We start from the raw sequence: 22,239 nt of genomic DNA on the forward strand, positions 1-22,239 counted from the left end.
CTTTAAATCACACGCATTTCAGTATCAGGGCTCAATTGCTTAAGCAACTGTCGAACATTTTCCTTGGCCGTATCATCTTTGAAACTCTGGTCCCGAAACACAATACGCAGCGGTTTATAGGATGCTATTTCCTTTGCAAAGGCCTCATCTATTCCCTTATCAAAACAGGCTAGCAATGAGTCCTGGGCTACGCGGAACACCTTTTTATCAAGTACCAGTAGTGGCTCAATCTTATAGAAAAGCGGTAAGCCCCAGTCCAGCATGACCTGAGCCAATAGATCATCAGCGGTACGATCCGGTTTGATATTGTCTGCGAATATGTCTAGTTGATCCTGCTGGTAATCTTGGGGGCGATAATATACGTCCTGCATATTACTAGAGTCCAAACGATAAACACGGAAGCCAGTATCGAGCTGCTTAGGCTCCTGACCACTAAAATCCAATTCTTTAGATTTTTTCTGAGCGAGCTCTTCTTGTATTTTTTTCCCTACCCGCCGAATACGATCTTTACCAATGTCACAGATGTTTTTATATCCAGCATTGTATGCCTCGCTTTTTTCATCCATTGCTTCGGGGAGCTGAACCATGATGAATTTGCGATTAACTCCATCCTCTGCATTAAGCTGCATTACAGCGTGGGCGGTCGTTGCAGAACCAGAGAAAAAGTCTAAAATTATCCCTCCCTCCTTCAGGCCAAATTTTAATAGAACCTTTATAAGTTCTGATGGCTTAGGGTAAGAAAAATAATCTACTCTACCAAAAATACTCTCAATCTCTTTGGTCCCATGTTGGGTGAAAATTTCTTCTATAATTGACGTAACTTTTAAAGTTTTTTCATTTCCGTCTTCGTCCCTTAGATATTGTTTAATATTAACAGTATATTTTCCCACTGAATCAACGTTGAACTCTAATCCATCACGTTTTAGTGCATCATAAGTCCGTTCTTTTGACCATAACCACTGCCTCTTTGGCCAAATTGAAACCCCATCTGGCCCTGGAATTTCGTACACAAGATTTTTTCTTTCTCCCATACTTTTTGCTGCTTCTAATGGCTGAGTTCTGTAGGGACCTCTTTCGTTAAAGAATTGATCTTTTTTTGTGTAATACTTAGCAATGAATTCTGGGTTATTAGCGACTTCGATTGTGTTTAAAATAGATCTATTTTTACAATAAAATAAAATATACTCGTGTAAGTTTACTATGAATTTTTCTTTTGCACCGCCACCATAGCGTTTCTTCCAGATGAAGCACTCAATAAAGTTCTCTTCTCCTAATATTTCATCGCACAACTTTCTAAGATTATGAATTTCGTTATCATCTATGGATAACAAAATCATACCCTCCTCCGTGAGGAGATTACGGGCTAGTTTTAGACGGGAATACATCATGCTCAACCAATCAGAATGGTAGCGTCCAGATGTTTCGGGATTGGCTACTAGTCGCTGGTTTTGCTCATCTACCAATCCGCTTTCCTCTTTGAACTCTTCAGTAGCCTGGGCAAAGTTGTCCTTATAGACAAAATCATTTCCTGTATTATAAGGGGGGTCAATGTAGATCATCTTGATCTTCCCAAAGTAGCTTTCCTGCAAAAGCTTCAGCACTTCCAGATTGTCACCCTCGATATACAGGTTTTCTGTCTCATCAAAGTTGAGAGAGTCTGCACGGACCGGACGTAGGGTTTTGGTAGTAGGCAGATTGGCCGTAACAATCGCCTCCCGCTTACCGGGCCATTCTAGACGATAACGTTCTTTGCTGCCCTCAATCACCTGATGGCTAAGCTCCTGCTTCAGTAAGTCGAAATCAACAGCCTTTCCATTTTCAGTTTCAGTAATACAGTTTGGGAATAGGGCAGCCAGTGCTTCCAGGTTCTTGTTGACCTGATCGGGACTGGCCATGTCAAGACGGTCTCCCACTGATAAATATGGTATTATGGACTTTTCCAACTATTGAACTATTTTGAATTTACTTTCTGCGTACCGCTAGAGACAAAGATACCAATATCCTTAAACCTAAAGATACATTGTTTTTTATAGCTAAAGGAGAACAAGGCTGGGAGAATAATTCTTCTTTTCAAGTCACATTGGACCCGCTCTTACGGTATCTATTTCCAAAAAGTACGTGATTGGCACAGATAAACGCGATCTGACACAATATCAAAAACGAGTTTTAGTTTCCCTACCTTATTTGATGAGAGAGGGCAGTCGCTAGAACTCAGATTTTTATTTGCGTTTCATGATTGTATGATAGGTTTCTATAATCTACTCCAATTGATGTACATACCTCTTGGGACTATAGTGATTAAGCGTTTGTTGGGTTTGCTAGCCTAAAATACTATTTTACTTTTGCGGCATCAGTACGTTACACCGATTTGTAAAGTTCTGATGTGAAAATTTGTTCATAAGTTAACGATCGTTTACTTATGAACATGAGGCACCTCTTTTTAGCGTTTCTCTACGCCTGTAAATACTTGTAAATCAGGATCAATCTTTGCCAAAATAACCTCTCTTTAAGCAAATCCTGTTCAAATATATACCATGGTTTACTCCTGAACAGAAGGGCAGGTAATTAGCTATGAAAGAGGCCATTGCTTACTACCGCGTATCCACCCAGCGACAGGGCCGCAGTGGATTAGGATTGGAAGCTCAACAGGCAGCCATTGCCAGTTACTGTCAATTTCATGACTATGATTTGCTCGATGAAGTGATTGAGGTTAAATCCACGCGTAAGCAACAAAGCCGCCTACTGGAAGCTTTAGAGCAATGCAGGTTGCTGAACGCTTCGCTGATAGTAGCCAGGCTTGATCGGCTGGGTCGTGACGTGGAAAAAATAGCTCGGCTTATCAAGTCAGACGTGGAAATTATTGTCACTGATAACCCTCATGCGACCCGGTTTACCATTCACATTCTGGCCGCAGTTGCTGAAGAGCAACGCCAACGCATTCGCGAAAATACCAAAGATGCGTTAGCTGCCGCTCGCAAAAGGGGCGTCGTGCTGGGGAAAAATGGTAAGCGATTAGCCAGACAAAATCAACAGGCAGCTCAGGCTTTTGCCAGGCAGCTTTTGCCAGTAATCCAAAAACTCAGAAACCAGGGAATTACCACCTTTCGAGGGATCGCTGAGGAACTCAACCATCAGGGCGTTCCCACTTTTCGCGGTAACGCTCACTGGCATGTGAGTACCGTCTTCGCTCTTATTCATCGATTACCCAAATAATTTTTATCTGAAATGCTTATGAATGCAAACGCTGAAATCTCCGCCCTTTTTAATGATGCAGCCTGTCTAGAAATGGCAATGGGTCTAAACGCCGTACCTGCTGCCTTAGTCCATGCCGATTGTGACTGCTCGGCCTATTATCCATCTCATCCCTCTGAGGAGAATGAAGAATCTGATTCCTGCTCGCTCCCCGCACTTGCTGCTTAGGCCGCTTGAAAAGGGCTATTTCTACGCAGTGAACTGCTCCTTTCCGCGTTCACTGCGTATTCTCTCTCCCATTCAAGCCGAGGTCTTATCTGCCATTGATGGTAAGACCTCGGTGGCTGGCATCGCCGAAAAAACGGGTCTTTCTTTAAAGACTTTGGAAGAACTACTTTTTCTGTTGGCCCAAACGGAAATCGTTCGAACGGATCAGGCTTTTTCGGAGCCTGTTAAACCCCCATCACCCGAGTCACTGAACTTCTGGGTTCACACTACCAACCGTTGCAATCTCGGTTGTAGTTATTGCTATATTCCAACCCTGCATAATCCAGATGGGATGGATGAAGCGACCCGAAAGCAGTTGCTTGAAAAAGTGGTAGAAACGGTCAAAGCTCGAAAACTTAGACAGGTGAGGTTTCGCTTGGCGGGCGGAGAGCCCTTAACCCAGTTCAAATCCTGGAAAGCCTTTATCCCGGACCTACGAGAACGGCTTACCCCCTATGGCTGCCAATTTGAGGTTTCTTTTTTGACCAACCTCACCATTTTAACTGACGAGGTCATCGATTTTGCCAAAGTTCACCGCGTCAGCTTTGGCGTGTCGATTGATGGCGTAAAGGCGTATCAGGATGCCAGCCGCCCGTTCAGGCAAGGGGCAGGTTCTTTTGAGGTAGTTAATCGAAATTTAAAACGACTGTTGGCTGAACAGATTCGGGTATCGGTCAACACGGTGGTGAATAATCAGAATCTGGATGGCCTACCGGAATTGACGCAGTACCTGATTGATCTGGACATTCCCTTTCGCTACTCGGTTGTCAAAGGAGAAGCCATTGACGCGGATAAGCTGGAAGAGAAGCTCATGGCTTCCTATGCAGTAATGAAGCAGGCCATCGGGCAGGGCTGGTCGTTTACTCGCCGTCACCAGTTCTGTGATCTAAAGCCTACAGAACTAGGCTTTCAAACTTGTGCCTCCGGCTTTTCGGGAGGAGCCATCAATGTAGATGGGACGTTGCATTACTGCCATGTACACGTAGGCGACGCGTCTAAGTCCTTATACTCTATTTTTGATACAGAGCTGGATTTAGTCGAGATGATTGAGGCGGGTAGCCATGAAGAAGCAAAACGCTCAGCGGATTGCAGGAACTGCCGCTACCGCTCCGTGTGCACCAGTGGGTGCCCCGTGTATCGGATCAAAGACAAGGATCCGCAGTGTAGCCTCTACCACAGGATCATTCCCCTGATTTATGATCTTCAGGCTCAGGAGCGACTTAAACAGCTTCAAGGTTTCAACATGCTTTAACCCTTTTTGCTCTATTGTTCGCTTACACCTCTTGCTAGGGATGTAAGAGCACATGTCTTTTGATGGTACCCTCGTTATTTCAGTACTGGCCTTATTTGCCACCTTTTACCAGCTGTATCTCCAACGTAGCCATAATGAAAAATCGGTTCGACCCTTTGGTCAGATTGATTTGGAAGACCGCAAAGGGCACATCGCTGTTCGGATCAGCAATAACGGAATGGGCCCGATGATCCTAGATGAAATTCGTTTTGAGAAAGATGGCAAAGCCTATACATCTATCAAGGAATGCCTAGAATTAGACGCTCGCTCTTACACCAGCATCACCGTCGGTGGCTCCATTCAAAAAATTATCCTGCCCAATGCTCAGCTCATCGTTTTTGAAACTAAAGTAGATGAGATTAAGATAGTTGAAGTTCGGAAGCACTTAACCCCAATTATAGTGAAGGTGCGATATCGAGATATTTACGGGAATCTATTCATTCTCGAACGGGATTTAAAATGGTTTAGAAGATATGGGGAAACCTAATATAAAACCATGCTAGGTTGGTAAAGGGATATTGTGAATTACTAATACGTCAAGCATGGTACATTTAATACATGTACATTGTATGTCTAACTCATAGATAAATTAAGGGAGGAACTTAAAAATAATAAGTATTAAATACTATAAGTATAAGTCGATAATTAAATAATTCTTAACGCAAAACTAAATGAAACATAAAATAGCCGAAAAATTCAAAGGTTGGTGAAAGATAATCCTTCTTTGATTCTAGCTGCTATTCACCTAATTGTCTTTAATTAGTATAGTGTCATAATGGTGCAAAAATAGTATTAAGTTAACGCTTGCTTAAAGTGGATCAGTATGAACCGTGATAATATAGTATATAAAATCAATTCTATAGGCTAGAGATTAGAAAAATCATTCTAAAAAATGAGATGTTACTTATTAAATATATTTAAAAAAATATTATAAATTTCACTGCTTTTATTAATTTGGGAACATCTAGTACAAATAGGCTAGATATTTTTATACTATTATTCTTAATCACCTTTGGATAAATGAATGAAGATAACATCTATTGAAATCAGTAATTTTAGATTATTAAAAAACGTTGTTGTTTCATTAGAGAAAGAAACAACAGTCATTGTTGGTCGCAATAATTCAGGTAAAACTTCACTTACTGAAGTTTTTCGCCGCTTAATTGGAGACAAAAATCCTTCCTTTTCCTTGTATGACTTTAGCATTTGTGCAATTGATAATTTCAAAGAAGCATTAATAAAAAAAATAGCAGGTGAAGAAGAAGATGTAATTCGTGCCTTAATTCCATATATTCAAGTTAAATTAACGATTGAGTATCCAATTGAATCGGAAGATTTAGGTGCTCTAGGAGATTTTATTATCGATTTAGATGTCAATAAGAATGAAGCTATTATAGTTGTACAGTATTGCCTTAAAGATGGAAAAATAGGTGCTTTATTCGATGGCATTGAAGATACAAGTGATTCATCAAACAAAATATTGATAAAATTACTTAAAGAAAGAATTCCAGACTTATTCGAAACAAGAATAATTGCCCAGGACCCTTGTGATGAGGATAATACATGTGTCATGGATTATTCTAAATTTAAAGCTGTTTTAGGGGCAAGCTTCATCAATGCACAAAGAGGACTTGATGATATAACCCATACAGAAAAAGATGTTCTAGGTAAAGTATTGGCCCAAGTATTTAAAACTTCTAAGTCATCATCTGCTCCCGAAGATCTTAAAGAAAAATCAGACGCACTTCGACTTATTGTTGATGATATTCAAGAAAAAGTAGACAATGAATTTACTTCAAAATTAGATAAATTATTACCTGCATTAGAAATCTTTGGATACCCAGGTCTATCAGATCCGAATTTGTGTACAGAAACTACGATCGATATTGGTAGAATTTTAGATACTCATACGAAAATTAGATATAAACAAGGAAATGACTTGTTTCTACCGGAGACTTACAATGGTTTAGGTTCCAGGAATTTAATTTACATTTTATTTCAATTGTATGAGTTCTTCTGCCAATACCAAAGCAGACCCGTGTCAAATGGGCTAGACATTATTTTTATAGAGGAGCCCGAAGCACATTTACATCCTCAAATGCAGCAGACCTTTATTAAATGCCTTTCAGATATAGCACGTGTTTTTTCACAAAAATTAAATGACGGTGTATCTTGGCCTGTTCAATTTGTTGTTTCAACTCATTCAACACATATAGCCAATCAAGCCGAATTTAGTGCCATAAGGTATTTTCTCACATCTAGTAATGAGCAAAGAGAAACTACTGTTAAAGATTTACGGAAGGAATTTGTGACCGCTGAGCTTCAAGAAGACAGAGATTTTCTACATAAGTATTTAACTCTTACAAAGTGTGACCTGTATTTTGCAGATAAAGCAATTTTAATTGAAGGTCCGGTTGAGAGAATGCTAATGCCAGTGCTGATTGAAAAAGTTGACGCGACTAGTGCAGAGAGTGACCCGAAGCTCGGATCACAGTATATTTCGGTAATAGAAATCGGAGGAGCATATGCCCATCACTTTTACAAGTTCTTAGACTTCCTTGAATTGAGATGCTTGGTTATTACTGATATTGATTCTGTTAGTCGAACAGATGGAGAAAGAGTGACATACCAAGAATCTCTTGTAAAAAATGGTTCACACACTTCAAATGCAGGGATTAAAAACTGGTTTGCAAGAGGAGAAGATGGGCACTATACGTTATCCAAATGTGTTGCGAAGACATCAGAAGAAAAAGTTTTAGGGTCTAGAAGAATTGCTTATCAGATTCCGGAAGAGGGATTAGAGGGAGTTGGGCGTAGTTTCGAGGAGGCGTTAATACTTGCAAATCGGGAAAAATTTGATATTCAGGGTGAAACTTGTTTAGAAATAGAAAAATGTGCAAGTGAAAAAGCACCTTCAGATAAAAAGAAGACAGAATTTGCACTTAAATATGCTTTAGAAGAAACGGAATGGAGGGTCCCTAACTATATAGCTGAAGGATTGAAATGGTTGGCAAAAAAACCAAATTTACCAGCTGACGATGTTCAACAAGTTATACAAGAACTTAGAGTTTAGAATATGCTAGAGGAGAATCAATTTAGTCCCGCAGAACAAGCATCTCTTGAATGCCTTGAAAAGGTGTTTAATGCAATCGATAATGATAATAATTTTCGTGTCGAAGCGGGTGCGGGTGCGGGAAAAACGTACACTCTTATCAAAGCTCTCAAGCACCTTATTGCAAAGAATGAAATTGATTATCAGAAAACAGGAAAAAAAATAGCCTGTATTACTTATACGAATGTTGCAAGAGATGAGATCAGATCTCGTACTGACAACCACCCTATAGTACTCGCTGATACAATTCATGCATTTGCTTGGCAAGTAATACAAAGTTTCCAAAAATCATTAAGAGAACGAATAGGTAATCTTGGTGAGAAATGGATGAATCGAATAGAGGAAGCTGGCGGCATAAAGAAGCAACAAGTAATTTATAGCTTAGGTTATCCTAAAATAACTGAGAGTGAAATATTCTTACATCATAATGATGTAATTAAACTTTTTACATCGCTTCTAAGCGATATGAAGTTTAAAAGAATATTTTTGACTCGATACCCAGTTTTATTGATTGATGAATATCAAGATACTAACAAAGATCTAGCAACTGCAATAGTTACTAACTTTATTCAGACCAATAGGGGGCCTTTAGTTGGCCTTTTTGGTGATCACTGGCAGAAGATCTACGGAACTGAATCTTGCGGTTTAATTGAGGCTGAAGAACAAAATCTTATAGTTATTGGAAAGCGAGCAAATTTCAGGTCAGATAAGTTAATTGTGGGTGCTTTAAATAAAATGAGGCCTGAATTGACGCAGTTTGAATATGATCCAAGTTCTTTAGGAGAAATTTTAGTTTTTCATTCAAACCGCTGGCAAGGGCAGAGACGCATAGGTGGCCATTGGGCTGGGGATCTCCCACCAGATGTAGCACATAACGCTCTTGAAAAAGTTAAAAACAGATTAAGTGAACAAGGGTGGAGTTTAGAACCAGGCAAGACAAAAATACTGATGTTAACCAATAATGTCTTAGCTGCGGAGCAGGGGTATCAAACTATTGCTTCTTTATTTTCTGATAATGATGAATATCTGAAAAAAAAAGATGATTATATAGCTTTTCTAACAGATACAATTGAAGTTGGGTCAGAGGCATTTGAGCAAAGGAAGTATGGTACAATGGCTGATACCTTTAGGATAAATACAGGGGTTATTCGGAAACATTCTGATAAAAGGAGCTGGCATGAAAGCATGATGCGGCTTAATGAACTTCGTAGGAATTATACTATTGGTGATGTAATTGATCATTTGAAAGAAACAAATAAACCACGATTAACTCGTAGAATTGAAGAAAAAGAGAAACGAATCAAAGATATTAGTGCTGTAAGTGAAGAAGACCGAAGTGAGGAAGATAAACGTTTATTTTCTAAAGTAATGTCTATACGTTCTATTCCGTATACTGAAATTTCAAACGTTGCTCGATATATTGAAGATAAAACTCTTTACTCAACAAAACATGGTGTAAAAGGCGCAGAGTTTGAAAATGTTATTGTTGTATTAGGCCGTGGATGGAATCAGTACAATTGGAGTCAATTTCTAGAGTTTGTACGAGCTGGACCTATCTCAGCTACAAATAAGGATTCATTTGAACGTAATAGGAACCTTTTTTATGTAGCTTGTTCAAGAGCAAGGAAAAGGTTATGTCTATTATTCACTCAGGAATTATCTTCTGAAGCCATTTTGACCTTACAAGATTGGTTTGGCGATGTAATTGACGATAATTTATTCGAATCGTAATCAATTTCATTATATATATCAGAAGATTAAGGAATTAAAGACACCTCTTTTTTATCTATCACTTTAATATTGTAAAAAACTTTGAACTATAGTGGGGGATATTTGAGAGGTATACTATTTAAATCATAGGGGAATTTATCTATATAGCAATTGGTTAACCTTCAAATACTAATCCCTCCGTCAAAGAAGTGCAAAAAAGAAGATGATGTATTATTTATTAATGCCACTGATTATTTAGGGAAAGGAAAGAGACAAAATCTTCTACGTGAAACGGACATCGATCTAATCGTAAAAACATATCAATACCGTAGAGAAGTCGAAAAGTATCCTTGACGGGTATCAATGGAAGAAATTGAGAATAATGAGTTTAATCTTAATATTTATCATTATATGAGTACCTCCGTCGAGGTAAAAAAAATGACTTATGAAACGTAAGTAGGTCTTTAGCTGAAATAAATACCAAAATAAGAGAGACCACTGATAGACATGATGTTTTTTGAAAGAGTTAGGACTACCGTGTATTGATTAACTCATTATTTAGTAGTGTAACATATTTTTTTAATCATGAAACTCTCAAATAGGGAAGAATATTAACGAATTTCGATTGATACTTTAAAATCGGTTATTAAACTAATTCGCATTAATATAATGATAACAAGAATGAATTGGGCAAAGCTGCTCTCTACAAAACGAGTTTCTGAATTAAGTACAGAATGTTTAGCTACAGAAGCTGAGGCCATTAAAACCCAATTTACTGAAGCACGGACTCCTTTTGAGCGTGATGCAGACCAAATTATATATAGTACACAATTTCGCCGTCTACAAGACAAAACGCAGGTTATTCCATTCCCAGAATATGACTTTGTCCATACTCGCTTAACCCATACTCTCGAAGTAGCTTCCGTAGGACGATCACTCGGAAGGTTAGCTGGACGGCTGATTCTTAAAGAAGAGTCTATACAAGATTTGCCAGAGGGCTTTAATGAAGGAGATGTAGCAGATGTGATTTATGCTGCGTGTTTAGCACATGACATAGGGAATCCTCCTTTTGGGCACTCGGGAGAAGACTCAATCTCGCATTACATGAGTAATGCAAACCTATCGTTTACTGGTTCAAATGAAGATATCAAAAGAATAAGAGATCTAACAAAATTTGAGGGCAACGCAAATGGTTTTCGTATTATGGCCCGTTGTAGAAACAAAGTATTAGATCCTACTTGCGCAACGCTAGGAGCATTTAGCAAATATCCTCGTGAGTCATTTTTGAAGGAAGAATCTTTACTGACACCTGCCCAAAATGTTTCTAAAAGTCAAACTAAATATGGGTTCTTCCAAACTGAAAGAGATATCTTTAAGCAAGTTGCTGAAGAATTAGGACTTATTCCATGTAATAATTTTAGTAACGAAGATTATTCTTGGAAAAGACACCCTTTTGCTTTTTTGATGGAGGCTGCTGATGATATATGTTATAAAATGATTGATTTTGAAGACGGTTGTCGATTAGGGCTAATCAATTTCAACGAAGTGTATGAAGAGATACCAATAGGTAAAGAGAAAAATTCCATTAAGCATATCGATCGTTCTCCACGAGAAATTTTATTAGAAATAGCTAAGATTGATAACTCATTTGACCCCAATTACTCACAAAAAGTTAGTAAAAGAGGTCGAGCGGAATTAAGCTATTTACGGTCTAAAACTATAAACGTTTTAACTCACTTGGCTTATCAGGTATTTGAAAAGAACTATCATTCTATAATGGATGGCAGTTATGACCAGGCTCTCGTAGATGATATCAGTAATGATATCGTGTACGAGAACTTAAGTGCCATGAGTCATCTTATAAAGAAATACGTTTATAACTATCCACCTGTGCTAGAATCTGAAGCTGCCGGCTTTAAAGTTATAGGGGGCCTTCTACGAGCATTTGCTGATACTGCAAGTATATGTCAGTCATGTGGTGAAGTAAAAAATGCGGAACAAAAAAAGCTAGAAAGCCTTTTACCTGAAAAGTACAGACCCGTCACTGAAAGTATTCCGGGTACTTTAGATTTTGAGATTCAGCATAAACGCTATCTTGATATTATAGATTATATATCTGGAATGACCGATGGTTTTGCAATATCCTTATACCGAAAAATTGAAGGAATTGCTTTACCAGAAATTAGATAAATTCTGATTGTAGAATTTAATCATAGGTATTGAATTAATTATTATAGTGTGGACTAGTGTTCCACACTATAAAATTTCTATAAAAAGATTTTAATTAATTTCCAGTGGAGGGTAGCTTAGATGCACGTTATAAGACTCATACTATCTTAGTAAATTTACTGATCCTTAAGCCTTGACTTATTAATAATGACGAATAGGTTCGAATAAAATTGCTTTGTTCTAATATCAAAAATACTTTGAGACTTAATTAAGTAATACTTTCAATAAAAATAAATTATTTTATTCGTTTTTTATATTAAATAGTGATTATATGCAATCAATAGCATAAATGTATTCTACTATTTAAGAATATTTCCTATCTTTTTGAAACTGCTGTCAAGCAGAAATCCATTATTATCAATATACCATTTTTGAAATAAATTATCTTGTACGAGGTATGGGTATTTTGTATTATTTGAATTGACTACTATGCCTAATATCGTCTCCTGATTATTTTTTTTATAAATTAATTCTTTACCATTTGAAATATAGAAAACATCAACAGGCTTATCTATAATATTTAGAAGTTTATTTTCGAACAAAAATTCATTGTTAAAATAACCATTATCAATTGACCATAATTTAGGGGTAACTGACATGGCAATATTATCAGTTGTAATAAGATATGGGGAATCCCATGAAGTTGAAGCTTTTATCTTAGCATGTGCTAAAATTGACCTTGGTAATGACTCTATAGTATTCCTTTTTAATCTTTCTATATTTTTAAAAATACTATTTTTAGATATATAATTAATATTACCATTTTTCCAACCTCTTTTAATTTCATCAATTCTTTTTTGTTTAGAAGGGTAATTTTTTGGATTATCATCTGCTATTGTAGAAATAGCTGCAATTGCATCTTGTTCTGTTATAGACTTATAGATTTCTGATAATTTCCTCATTTGAAATCCAGAAAAGTAATCGGCTCGTAGTTCTATGGCTTCGTTAGTTTCTTCATATCTATAATAATCTCCTGTAAAATGATGATTTATTTCATGAAAAATAATTGAAATTATAGCCCATGTGCTTCCACATTTTTCATTGAAGTTTAACAATAATTCGGGATTAAATTTAAAATATGGTTGTTTTCTGTCTACGCCAGCAGATGCATACCTTACGCTTGAAGATTGGTAAATAGTGTATATGTTATTATCAATTCCTAATTGTTTTAAGGTTTTGTTTACCCACATAGTAAATGGAACTTCAATAGAATTTAAATTACTTACACTTTCGTATTTATATGATTCCACTATACCGCATTCACTGTAAGCTTCTTCAATATTTAGGGTATCTACATTCGCTTGAGCAAAGCAAACTATATAAGAAGCCCAAAAACAGATAAGTAAATAATGTTTAATATTAATCATACAAACATATATTTAGAATTTTACAGGAATTAATTCAACGCGTAATAACCAAGACTTTTCCTTAAAAAATTCAATATTTTTGTTATATAAGTTATAATTTATCTGAATATTAAACATGGCGATTCCTATATAAACACCACTTGAAAAAATACTTAAATTTCTAAACTCAGAATCTATTTCATTTTTTAAACTGTATTTATTGTTAATGATATTTTTTTGCCATCTAGTGTTAATGCCGAACCTGAAAATATCTCCATTATCTTTATCTCCTATTTTACTATTGTAAATTCTCAAATCTAAGTTTGGGTTTATAAGCATTCCCCAACCTGGGTTGTATACGTCTTGGTTAAACTTATCAATATCAGTAAAAAAAGTGATGTCAGCATTTAATAATATGAATGAACTGTTCCATAGCTTTTTGAATGCTAATGGTCTGCTAATATTTAGTACAATATTTCCCCCGCCATTTGTCAATTTCTGCAAAGCGATTTCTTGGGAAGTTTTTAGAGAATCCTTTAGACTTGATTGGACTATGTTAGTGCCTAAACTAATTCTAAAAATATTTGATGGCACTAGAGATATCAATTCTACATAAGCTGAATTTGTCTTAGAATTATTAAATCCTGGTCTAATTGAGGCTACAGAAAGACCAGCTAGTTTGCTTGCTTGATCACTATCATAAAATTGTGCTAAATCATTATCTTTACGAAAAGGCAGAAGCCATTTAGTATCATTTTCAATTACACCAAACTCACCCTTAATTGACTTTATCGATGGACTTATAGATTGGCTATTTGCAGAGAATAACCTAAATATGAATATAATTAAGAGTAGTTTTTTCATCTTGTAAAAAGTTGAGATTTAGTTATCAAATATCCCTCTAATATCTAATTAATAATATACCTATTTATGGGTATGTTTTTATTAATACAGCTTTATTAAGTTATAACTTAATATGATCTTATTTATAATTCACTTTAACTATATAATTATATTTATACAATCTAATATAGTGCACTAGTTATATTCCTCTGTTCTCTGGGGTAAAAAAAGGGGTAACAAAACATATATCAATCTTATAATTAAAGCTACATCAAATAGTTAAATAACGTATCTGAATCCCTCACCGACTTGATTCAAATGGTTTGTATCTGAATGTGATGCCTACGGGCAAACGGGCTTGGCGTCTGCGGCACTATTTTCTAGGAAAAGACAAACTGCTAATCATGAGCCATTGGTATTACTTTATCAAAAGCCCTTGAGAAACGTGATTTAGCTAAACAATCCGTCAGCGAAGGTATATACCCATCTCTACGAAAATAGGAACTCAAGAAACTGGCTCGTTTTAACAGGAATAGACATTTGAACTCGTTACTACAGTGTGGTATACACATTAGAATGTTCGTAATATTGACAAACCATATTGTCTGATAGTGTCCCCATTGGTATCGGTTTGTATAGCACCATTAATCCCTACTGCAACTTTAGAGGTTATAGAGTAACTATAATTAACACTCAAAATTCCTCCTAAGCTTATAGTTCTTTGAGGATGCATATTATAAAGAACCATAACTGGAAAAGGTAACTGAGTGGCTGCTGGAAAAAATACTACTATTTGATCATAGAATGATGAAGACTCATATCGACCCAAGACACCAAGCTTTGCCATTAAGTTACTACGCTCTGTTCTTACAAAGCTGTAGCCTATCTTTCCTGCAACCTGGATGCCTCCAGTAGTGTATCTATAAGATCCGTCATAATTATTGCCTCTATCATCCGAATAAAAGAGAGGATAATTACCATCGTGCAAGCTATAACCTATACCTAAGCTATAAGACCACTTCTTTTTAAAAAATTCACTGTATTCCGTGTTAATAAAAACACCTGGCAAATCCCCGCTACCATGTTTACTGTAATTAAGATCAATGGAGAGACTTCGCTTGGCGACCATCGCAACAATGGGCTTACCTAGATGGTCTGAATCAATCTAAATGAATTCTTAAGATAAATCACTCATACATTCTCTTGAACCTTTAGGATCTCGAATCAAAAGACTAGCCCGTAAAACCGTTGCTTTTTACAAATTTAAGATTATGGATGATGAAATTATTCACTTATTTATTAATCGAATATTTTTTGGATTACACCTTTTGTACATAATCGATTTGTTTATTATTATCAAGGAATTATTCTTATCAATAATTTTTATTTTAATATAGGTTTAGGTTGAAAAATAATTTTAATAAGTGACTTATATAAAGGCAAACTTCGAGTAGGTTTTAGTTAAATAAGTATGATAAAAAAATATAAAATTGTATGATAATAATATTTAATCATTAAATTCACAACGATGATAAGTGCCTTTATAAAACAACCTTAATCGAAACAATTATGAAATCAAGAACTTTAACCTTACTTAAGAGTACTCTGATTTTATACGTCACGCTTCTATCATCTTGCAGCCATGATAAAGCTGTTATAGATAAGGAATCAGTAGACATAAACCAGATTTATAAACTAGAAGAGCCCGCACTTCTGGATGATAATATGTATCTACCTAAGGGTACTGAATGGCACTATACTAACGAAAAAGGGTCAGCAGTATCTTTTACTCTTCCCAAAGGGTACTCTTATTTAATGAAAAGAGAATCTGACGGTAGTTACTATGTTGCATCAGACCCTAGCGGTGGGAGTGGGTACTCTTGCTCGTGTTCTAAATCAGGCAGTTGCAAGGTTTTCTACCAATCAAAGGTTGGGTATGGTTGTTTGCAAGATGGATGTACAGGTAGTTGTACAGGAACTCCTTCTACACCTAAAACGCCAGACAAACAGGAAACAATAGTAGGCATACTTAATAATAAAAATGATCAACTAGAAAACCTATCGGCTTATAGTAACAGGGCCAGTTTAACCACAGAAGGGAAAAAAGCTTTCTTTATGCTCCCAGAGGTCCAAAAAGAGCTAAGTAAAAATTATGATCTATTATATAAAAACTCCGCAAAACCTGATTTCGATAAGATTGATCCCAATAATTTACCCTCTACTTATTTTATTGGTAAATTCTCTCTATTGGGCGTTGAAATAGGATTACTTCTTCCTAAAGAGGAAAGTTTATTTAGAGTTATACCTGGATTAAGAACAATGGCGGCAGAACCTGCTCCTCCTGCATGTAGTTGTTCAGGGAAACATGGAGGAGATAATTGCAAACTCCATAAAGATTGCTTTTTAGGCAATTGTGCATATTCTTGTTCAGGCTGTACCACTTGCTCAATGGCAATGGATTAATTACGAACTGATAAGGCACTTTATCATTGAAAGATAGAAGGAATTAATCAAAATACTATTTGATTAATTCCTTCTATCTTTAATGAATAGAATTAAAGCTATATTTTAACAGAAGACAGTGTATTTACTTTAGTATCTTGTATATTATAAAAAGAAAGTCAACTCATCGCGAAACAGTCTAAATCTCTCATGGGTTTATCTTCCAACAGAGTACCTCTTTTATACGACGATTTGGAATCCTTAGTACTATATATTTAAAGCCACTTGCCCTAAATTATCCTTGTAATTATAATAATATATGTTATAATTGCAAGGATGATTACTCGTGAAGCTCAAACTGAAATTGCTGAACTCTTGGAAGAGTTTCCAGCCGTTGCCGTTCTTGGCCCTCGTCAAGTGGGTAAAACGACGTTAGCTGAAACCATTGCCACGGCCATTAGCCCCAATCCCATCTATCTGGATCTGGGAAGCCCTACGGATTTGGCCAAATTGCAGGAACCCGAGGCCTATTTCGAATTGCATAAAGGCCAACTCATTATTTTGGATGAAATCCAGCGGGTACCGGAGTTGTTTGCGACTTTGCGGGGTGTCATCGATCGTCGCCGCCGAGAAGGATATAAAACGGGTCAATTTCTCATGTTAGGGTCGGCCTCACTTGATCTATTAAAACAATCCTCCGAATCTCTTGCGGGTCGTATCGCCTATAAAGAATTATCAGGTTTGACAGCGACGGAAATCAGGTCTTCTCATGTGGGGGATCAAAACCGACTTTGGTTGCGTGGGGGATTTCCTGACAGTTTTTTATCCAAAACCGATGCGGCTAGTCTTCGTTGGAGGCTCAACTTTATCAGTACCTACTTGGAACGGGACGTACCACAATTAGGGCCGCGGATTCCGGCGATGACTTTGCGGCTTTTGTGGACAATGCTAGCTCATAATCAAGGGGCTCAATTAAATATGGCCCAACTAGGGGCAAATCTTGGCATTGCCATACCCACGACCAAACGTTACCTAGAATTACTGGAAGACTTGTTATTGATCCGTCATCTGCGTCCGTGGTCTGGAAATGTGGGCAAACGGCTGGTTAAGTCGCCTAAAGTTTATATTCGTGACAGTGGCATTACCCATGCGTTATTGAACCTGACGGCTATGGATGACCTCTTAGGGCATCCGGTGGTAGGATCGAGTTGGGAAGGGTTTGTCGTAGAAAACCTGTTATCCTGTTTACCGGTCGGTGCTACACCCTGGTTTTACCGGACATCGGCAGGGGCTGAAATTGATTTGGTTATTGAACGAAACCGACAGCAGATTTATGCCATCGAAATTAAGCGTTCTATGACTCCCGTACTCTCTAAAGGGTTTTATTTGGGCTGCGAAGACATGGGTGCGACCAGACGGTTTCTGGTTTATCCAGGTCGTGAACGCTATCCGATTGCTAAAGATGTCGTAGCGATTTCTCTAGCTGAAATGATGGAGGAACTTCGTAGTATTTAATAAATCAGCAGTAAAACCCACCATTTAAATCAAAGAGTAAGTATTATACTAATAACGCAATCAACAGCATTCCTCAAGATTGATGACATTAGAGTACAGCTTCTAACGTCTAAAGAAGGGACAAATGATAAGATAGTTGATACAGGCATGAACAGTAGTTAGGTGTTGCTTTGCAGAATAATCCCTATGCAATCAATCCGACTTCTTATAACAGAAATAGACGATGGAACATCCTATCATTTACATAAAATCTTGCAAAAATAATTGATGTTGGGCTCTTGAAGCCGCGTTGTCTCCAGGAAGCGTTTCCGCTCATTGACATTGAGGTAAAGCCGTTTACCCGTCAGAGGGGCTCGCAAGTCTAATAATGCCATTTTTGTGCTATTCCAAGAAATATGAAAATATAGCTACCACAAAACAGCAAAAGGGCAATAGAGCGGGGGGCTAAAGGACGGCCAGGTTTCGCACTTTAAGGAGTAAAAGGCGAAATGATGTTATTTAAGCAGTAGCATCATGGGATAGTTGCATCCTATTGTTGATGTCTGGCTATAGGAATAATCATAACAGTGAGGCCGTCTTTCTGTTTGACATGGCTGCGGATGCTCTAGCAGCAGGTCTTACGAAGGTTCTTTTTTAGGCGGGCGGTGAAAAATGGTAACACCTTTCGATATCCATGCTGGACATATGAAAAAGTGCCTCATGCATCGTTGACAGCGATAATAACGCTTGGGAAAAAGTACGTTACGAACATAGAAAGGACGACGTACCCGATCAACATCTTTGGAGTGGCAATAGGGACATTGCCTAGTTAAAGCCAGCATAATAAGTTTATTAGGTATGGGATAATGCCTTAAATTTAATTATTTACCGAGAATTTAACTATTAACATAAATTAATACTTAACTTATATTAACATAAGGTAAACATTGTTGGGGTCTGAACGCTTGTTCGGATAGACCAAAGTCAGATACCCCGGAATGACCTAAGGTAATACAAACAAATGAAGCCTCCTTTAACAGAGGCTTCAAGAACGAAAGAAGGGGGTGGAATTAGGAATACTATTGCATATCTACATCAAACGTAGCCATACCTCCCGCTAAATTTATCCGGTTATTCCCAAATAAAAGATAGGTGGTTTGAGCCCTTTGGGTGTAAGCAATACGGTTATTGAAAGAATCACACATTGCTTTAGAGATCGGATTTCTTGGAGAAAAACGAACCGAGTAGGCAGGATACCTCACCTGATAGTCGCAGTCATTGGGATGTTTAGGATCACTTTTGTAAGACCAGCCAGTATGACTGATTGTTCCCCCATTCACTAGAGAAGCCGTAAATGGATGCGAATCCTGAGAACAAGCCGCCACCTTTCCTGCTTTGATAGGCTCTGCCGTTTGCCAGTATAATAAATCAATAGGAAGATGAACCTTCGTTAACACCAGGCTAAGTTCTTCTTCTGAGAGTTGATTGTATGGTTTGTGGTAAGTATTCATAGAAGCCTGATTCACTTTTTTGCTGAACTCTTCAAGTTTTTTAACTTCAGCAGTCAGAAGGCTCACCTGACTTTCACTTACACGTCCCTGAGCATTAGAAAAGTTTTTTGTCGTTTTTTCAAGAACATACGTATTAAGTATCTTATTAAAAAGCTCTAACTCATCAAAGCTCAGCTTTTTGTAACGAGTTACCCAATTTTCTATCTCTTCGGTGGTCGCCTGATTTACTCCCTGCTTAACAAAGGCCGCCATCGCTACCTCTTGCTCGTTTTGAGGCGTTACTTGCTGGGAAGATGGCTCTTGGCAGCCCAAGATGAGGCTGGTGCCAATAATAGTAGTAATAAATAAACTAAAGGATTTCTTTTTCATAATAGTAGTTATGATAGAATCATACTTTTAGCTGTATAGGGATGGTTAAAACAGCCTTTTAAAGTTGATTTTTAGTGCTTTAATAAATCAATAAGACGTCCTTATCTCATGTTTACGTCATAATTAGCAGTACCAGTATATAATTGAACCCCTCTGTTACCGAATAACAAATAAGTAATACTAGCAGAAGGATAAAAGACGGATCTTCTAGCAATTTTGTAATTCCAATGACTACATAATAGCTGAGATAAGTAATTATCTGCAGAAATTTCCGAACGAAATCCGCTGTATGAAAATTCATAATCACAGTCATTAGGGGCACTGGGTGTCGCCCGGCGAGTCCAACCCGTATGATTGGCAGGAGCATTATCCGTTTTGCTAGTCACATAGGGAAAACTGGCGGAAGAACAGGCCATTATTTTCGCTCCCTCCTTCCCAAGAGAAGGAGCCACGATGCCAGTTAAAATCCCATCGAGTTGTTCAGGAGTGAGTTTATTGAACGAAACGCCATACTTCTTTACAGCCAGCTTATTGACTTCGCTGCGGTAGATCTCCACGTTTGCCGTATGTTTTTCCAATGCTGCCTGCTGGGCAGCACTTACTCGGCCTCCGGCTGCTGATTGCAATTCTTTTTCTAAACCTAAGCGGCTTATCTCTTTGTTAAATACTTCCAGTTCTTCAAAAGTTAAATTCTTATACATCTCGTCCATGGCGGCATAATGATCCTGCATACCCGGTTTTACGGCATTTTGAGCAAATGCTTTGATTTTATCCACATTTATATGTGACCCTTGAGTAGTAGCAGGGCTCACTTCCGTTTGGTCGGTTTGGCAACCAATGCCTGCTATCAGTAAACAAGCCAGTGAAGCCGAAGCGAAAAGAGTGGAAATTTTCATTTTCTTCATTGATAAAAACAGTTAGAAATTGGTTTGAATAAAAAGCGGATGAATAAAAATGCGTAAGGGGTTAGTAACCGTCGTTCTGAGTTAGCTTCGGATTGATGGTTCGTTCCCGTTCAGGGATGGGATAAAGCGTATTTCGAATCTGGATATTTTTGGTCTGGACTAAGACGGCTTTGGCTTTGCCGGTGCGGACTAAATCAAACCAGCGGTGGTTTTCAAAGGCTAGCTCTACGCGACGTTCGCGATCAATAGCCTCTCTTAACGCGGCTTGGCTCAGACCCGTCCAATCGGGCAAAATACCAGATTGACCCGACCGAGCCCGGCGACGGACGCTGTTAAGAGCTTCCAACGCTTCCTGAGAACCGCCCTGCTGTTCATTTAACGCTTCTGCATATACGAGCAACAAATCTGCGTAGCGGTAGACCCGAACGGAATTGCTACTGCCAACGCCACTCCCCCCTTGGGTTCCGCCAGTTGCCGATGGATCGAGGTATTTAAGGGTGTAATTGACATTGACTACATTGCCTGAAGCATTGATATAAGACGTTTTGAGGGAAGCCTCTTTTCGAGGATCACCTGCTTCATAAGCTTCGACTAATTCATCACTCGGGATATTTCGGCCTACGCCATTACTACCCGTAACGCCCGTAACCGAAGAGCCTGAACCCGCCGGAGCAAATAATTCGTGCAGGTTATGGCCCAGAAAGTTGCCCGTTCCAGACTGAGCTCCGATAAAGTATTGAACTTCAAAAATGGACTCTCGGCTATTCTTTTGCGTAACGGCAAAAACATTTGCGTAAGAAGGCAGCAATTGATAGACTTGAGAATCCATTACTTCCTTAGCCTTAGCTGCTGCCTGTGCCCAGTTTTTACGGGTTAGGTAAACCTTAGCCAGATACGCTTTGGCTGCTCCACGGGTAGCCCGGCCCAAATCAGAAGAAGAATACGTAGCAGGTAAAGCCTCGGCTGCAGTAAAATCAGCGATAATCTGCGTATAGATTTCATCTTCAGAAGCCCGGGCGGGTAAATTAGTCGGCAGGGTCTGTTCCAGGTCTTTCGTTTCCTGAGTAACTAAGGGAACGGGGCCGAATAGACGTACTAAGTTGAAGTAATACAGTCCCCTTAAAAATTGAGCCTCTAGCATGAGCCTGTTCCGAAGGCTGGCGTCCATGCTTATACCCGGTAAACGATTCAGTACCGTGTTACAGCGAGCAATTCCTAAGTAGTGGTATTGCCAGGCTTGCAATACCGCGGCGTGACTAGTACCTAAGGTCAAATTATCAATGGATACATCCGGATCATCGGTATTATCGGAAGCCACTTCTGCCAAAAGCCAAATTCCTTGTGTGCTGCGATGAATTTCCTGCAACGGATTATAAGCAGCATTTGTGGCTACAATAGCATCCTGAGAAGTTTTGTAGAACGATTTTTCATCGGCTACCGAGCGGTGCTCGAGTTGAAGGTATTTGTCGCAAGAGCTAAACAATACAGGGCCAAGCACTAACGTGAGGAGGAAGATAGATCTTTTCAT

At 38.1% G+C, this 22,239-nt stretch carries 16 protein-coding genes; 9 read left to right on the forward strand and 7 right to left on the reverse strand.

The features are described from left to right. Positions 1-2: 2 nt before the first annotated feature. Positions 3-1,895, reverse strand: a complete 1,893-nt coding sequence (locus QE357_RS01720; protein WP_309705316.1) for a site-specific DNA-methyltransferase — start codon at positions 1,893-1,895, stop codon at positions 3-5. A gap of 676 nt (positions 1,896-2,571) precedes the next feature. Here QE357_RS01720 and QE357_RS01725 point away from each other — a divergent pair. The 7 genes from QE357_RS01725 to dgt all read left to right on the forward strand — a co-directional run bounded on the left by QE357_RS01725 (position 2,572) and on the right by dgt (position 11,762). Beyond that, positions 2,572-3,213: a recombinase family protein gene (locus tag QE357_RS01725; RefSeq protein WP_309705318.1), complete on the forward strand. Its 642-nt coding sequence runs from the start codon at positions 2,572-2,574 to the stop codon at positions 3,211-3,213. Between the two features lie 163 nt (positions 3,214-3,376). Then, entirely contained in the window at positions 3,377-4,711 is a 1,335-nt protein-coding gene (locus tag QE357_RS01730) for a radical SAM/SPASM domain-containing protein (RefSeq protein WP_309705320.1), read from the forward strand. A 52-nt stretch (positions 4,712-4,763) separates the two neighbouring features. Beyond that, the gene (locus tag QE357_RS01735; protein WP_309705322.1) at positions 4,764-5,237 is read left to right on the forward strand and encodes a hypothetical protein; all 474 of its coding nucleotides are present in this window, start codon (positions 4,764-4,766) and stop codon (positions 5,235-5,237) included. Between the two features lie 537 nt (positions 5,238-5,774). Next, positions 5,775-7,823: an AAA family ATPase gene (locus QE357_RS01740; protein WP_309705324.1), complete on the forward strand. Its 2,049-nt coding sequence runs from the start codon at positions 5,775-5,777 to the stop codon at positions 7,821-7,823. Positions 7,824-7,826: 3 nt separating this feature from the next. Continuing rightward, positions 7,827-9,593: a UvrD-helicase domain-containing protein gene (locus QE357_RS01745; RefSeq protein ID WP_309705326.1), complete on the forward strand. Its 1,767-nt coding sequence runs from the start codon at positions 7,827-7,829 to the stop codon at positions 9,591-9,593. Between the two features lie 150 nt (positions 9,594-9,743). After that, positions 9,744-9,926: an N-6 DNA methylase gene (locus QE357_RS24990; RefSeq protein ID WP_409050225.1), complete on the forward strand. Its 183-nt coding sequence runs from the start codon at positions 9,744-9,746 to the stop codon at positions 9,924-9,926. 327 nt (positions 9,927-10,253) lie between these two features. Further along, the gene (gene dgt / locus QE357_RS01750) at positions 10,254-11,762 is read left to right on the forward strand and encodes a dGTP triphosphohydrolase (protein ID WP_309705327.1); all 1,509 of its coding nucleotides are present in this window, start codon (positions 10,254-10,256) and stop codon (positions 11,760-11,762) included. Positions 11,763-12,100: 338 nt separating this feature from the next. On the opposite strand, the gene QE357_RS01755 is transcribed toward dgt, so the two are convergent. The 3 genes from QE357_RS01755 to QE357_RS01765 all read right to left on the reverse strand — a co-directional run bounded on the left by QE357_RS01755 (position 12,101) and on the right by QE357_RS01765 (position 15,119). After that, complete coding sequence (locus QE357_RS01755; RefSeq protein ID WP_309705329.1) at positions 12,101-13,168, reverse strand: hypothetical protein; 1,068 nt, start codon at positions 13,166-13,168, stop codon at positions 12,101-12,103. A gap of 12 nt (positions 13,169-13,180) precedes the next feature. Continuing rightward, the gene (locus QE357_RS01760) at positions 13,181-14,011 is read right to left on the reverse strand and encodes a hypothetical protein (RefSeq protein ID WP_309705331.1); all 831 of its coding nucleotides are present in this window, start codon (positions 14,009-14,011) and stop codon (positions 13,181-13,183) included. Positions 14,012-14,561: 550 nt separating this feature from the next. Further along, on the reverse strand, positions 14,562-15,119 hold the full coding sequence (locus QE357_RS01765) for a hypothetical protein (protein ID WP_309705333.1): 558 nt from the start codon (positions 15,117-15,119) through the stop codon (positions 14,562-14,564). A gap of 440 nt (positions 15,120-15,559) precedes the next feature. Between QE357_RS01765 and QE357_RS01770 the strand changes: the two genes are divergently transcribed. Both QE357_RS01770 and QE357_RS01775 read left to right on the forward strand, forming a co-directional pair. After that, positions 15,560-16,453, forward strand: coding sequence for a hypothetical protein (locus tag QE357_RS01770; protein WP_309705335.1), 894 nt, complete (start codon positions 15,560-15,562; stop codon positions 16,451-16,453). A 315-nt stretch (positions 16,454-16,768) separates the two neighbouring features. After that, positions 16,769-17,947 carry an ATP-binding protein gene (locus QE357_RS01775; protein WP_309705337.1) on the forward strand — a complete coding sequence of 393 codons (1,179 nt, stop codon included), beginning with the start codon at positions 16,769-16,771 and terminating at the stop codon, positions 17,945-17,947. Positions 17,948-19,005: 1,058 nt separating this feature from the next. Here the strand turns inward: QE357_RS01775 and QE357_RS01780 are convergent. The 3 genes from QE357_RS01780 to QE357_RS01790 all read right to left on the reverse strand — a co-directional run bounded on the left by QE357_RS01780 (position 19,006) and on the right by QE357_RS01790 (position 22,239). Beyond that, the gene (locus tag QE357_RS01780; RefSeq protein ID WP_309705339.1) at positions 19,006-19,806 is read right to left on the reverse strand and encodes a hypothetical protein; all 801 of its coding nucleotides are present in this window, start codon (positions 19,804-19,806) and stop codon (positions 19,006-19,008) included. A gap of 101 nt (positions 19,807-19,907) precedes the next feature. Beyond that, a complete protein-coding gene (locus QE357_RS01785; RefSeq protein WP_309705341.1) occupies positions 19,908-20,711 on the reverse strand; it encodes a hypothetical protein in 804 nt (267 codons plus the stop codon). 61 nt (positions 20,712-20,772) lie between these two features. Continuing rightward, positions 20,773-22,239 (reverse strand): RagB/SusD family nutrient uptake outer membrane protein, encoded by a 1,467-nt coding sequence (locus QE357_RS01790; protein WP_309705344.1) that lies wholly within the window; start codon positions 22,237-22,239, stop codon positions 20,773-20,775.

It is taken from the genome of Siphonobacter sp. SORGH_AS_0500, assembly GCF_031453245.1.
In the GTDB taxonomy this organism is placed as follows: domain Bacteria; phylum Bacteroidota; class Bacteroidia; order Cytophagales; family Spirosomataceae; genus Siphonobacter.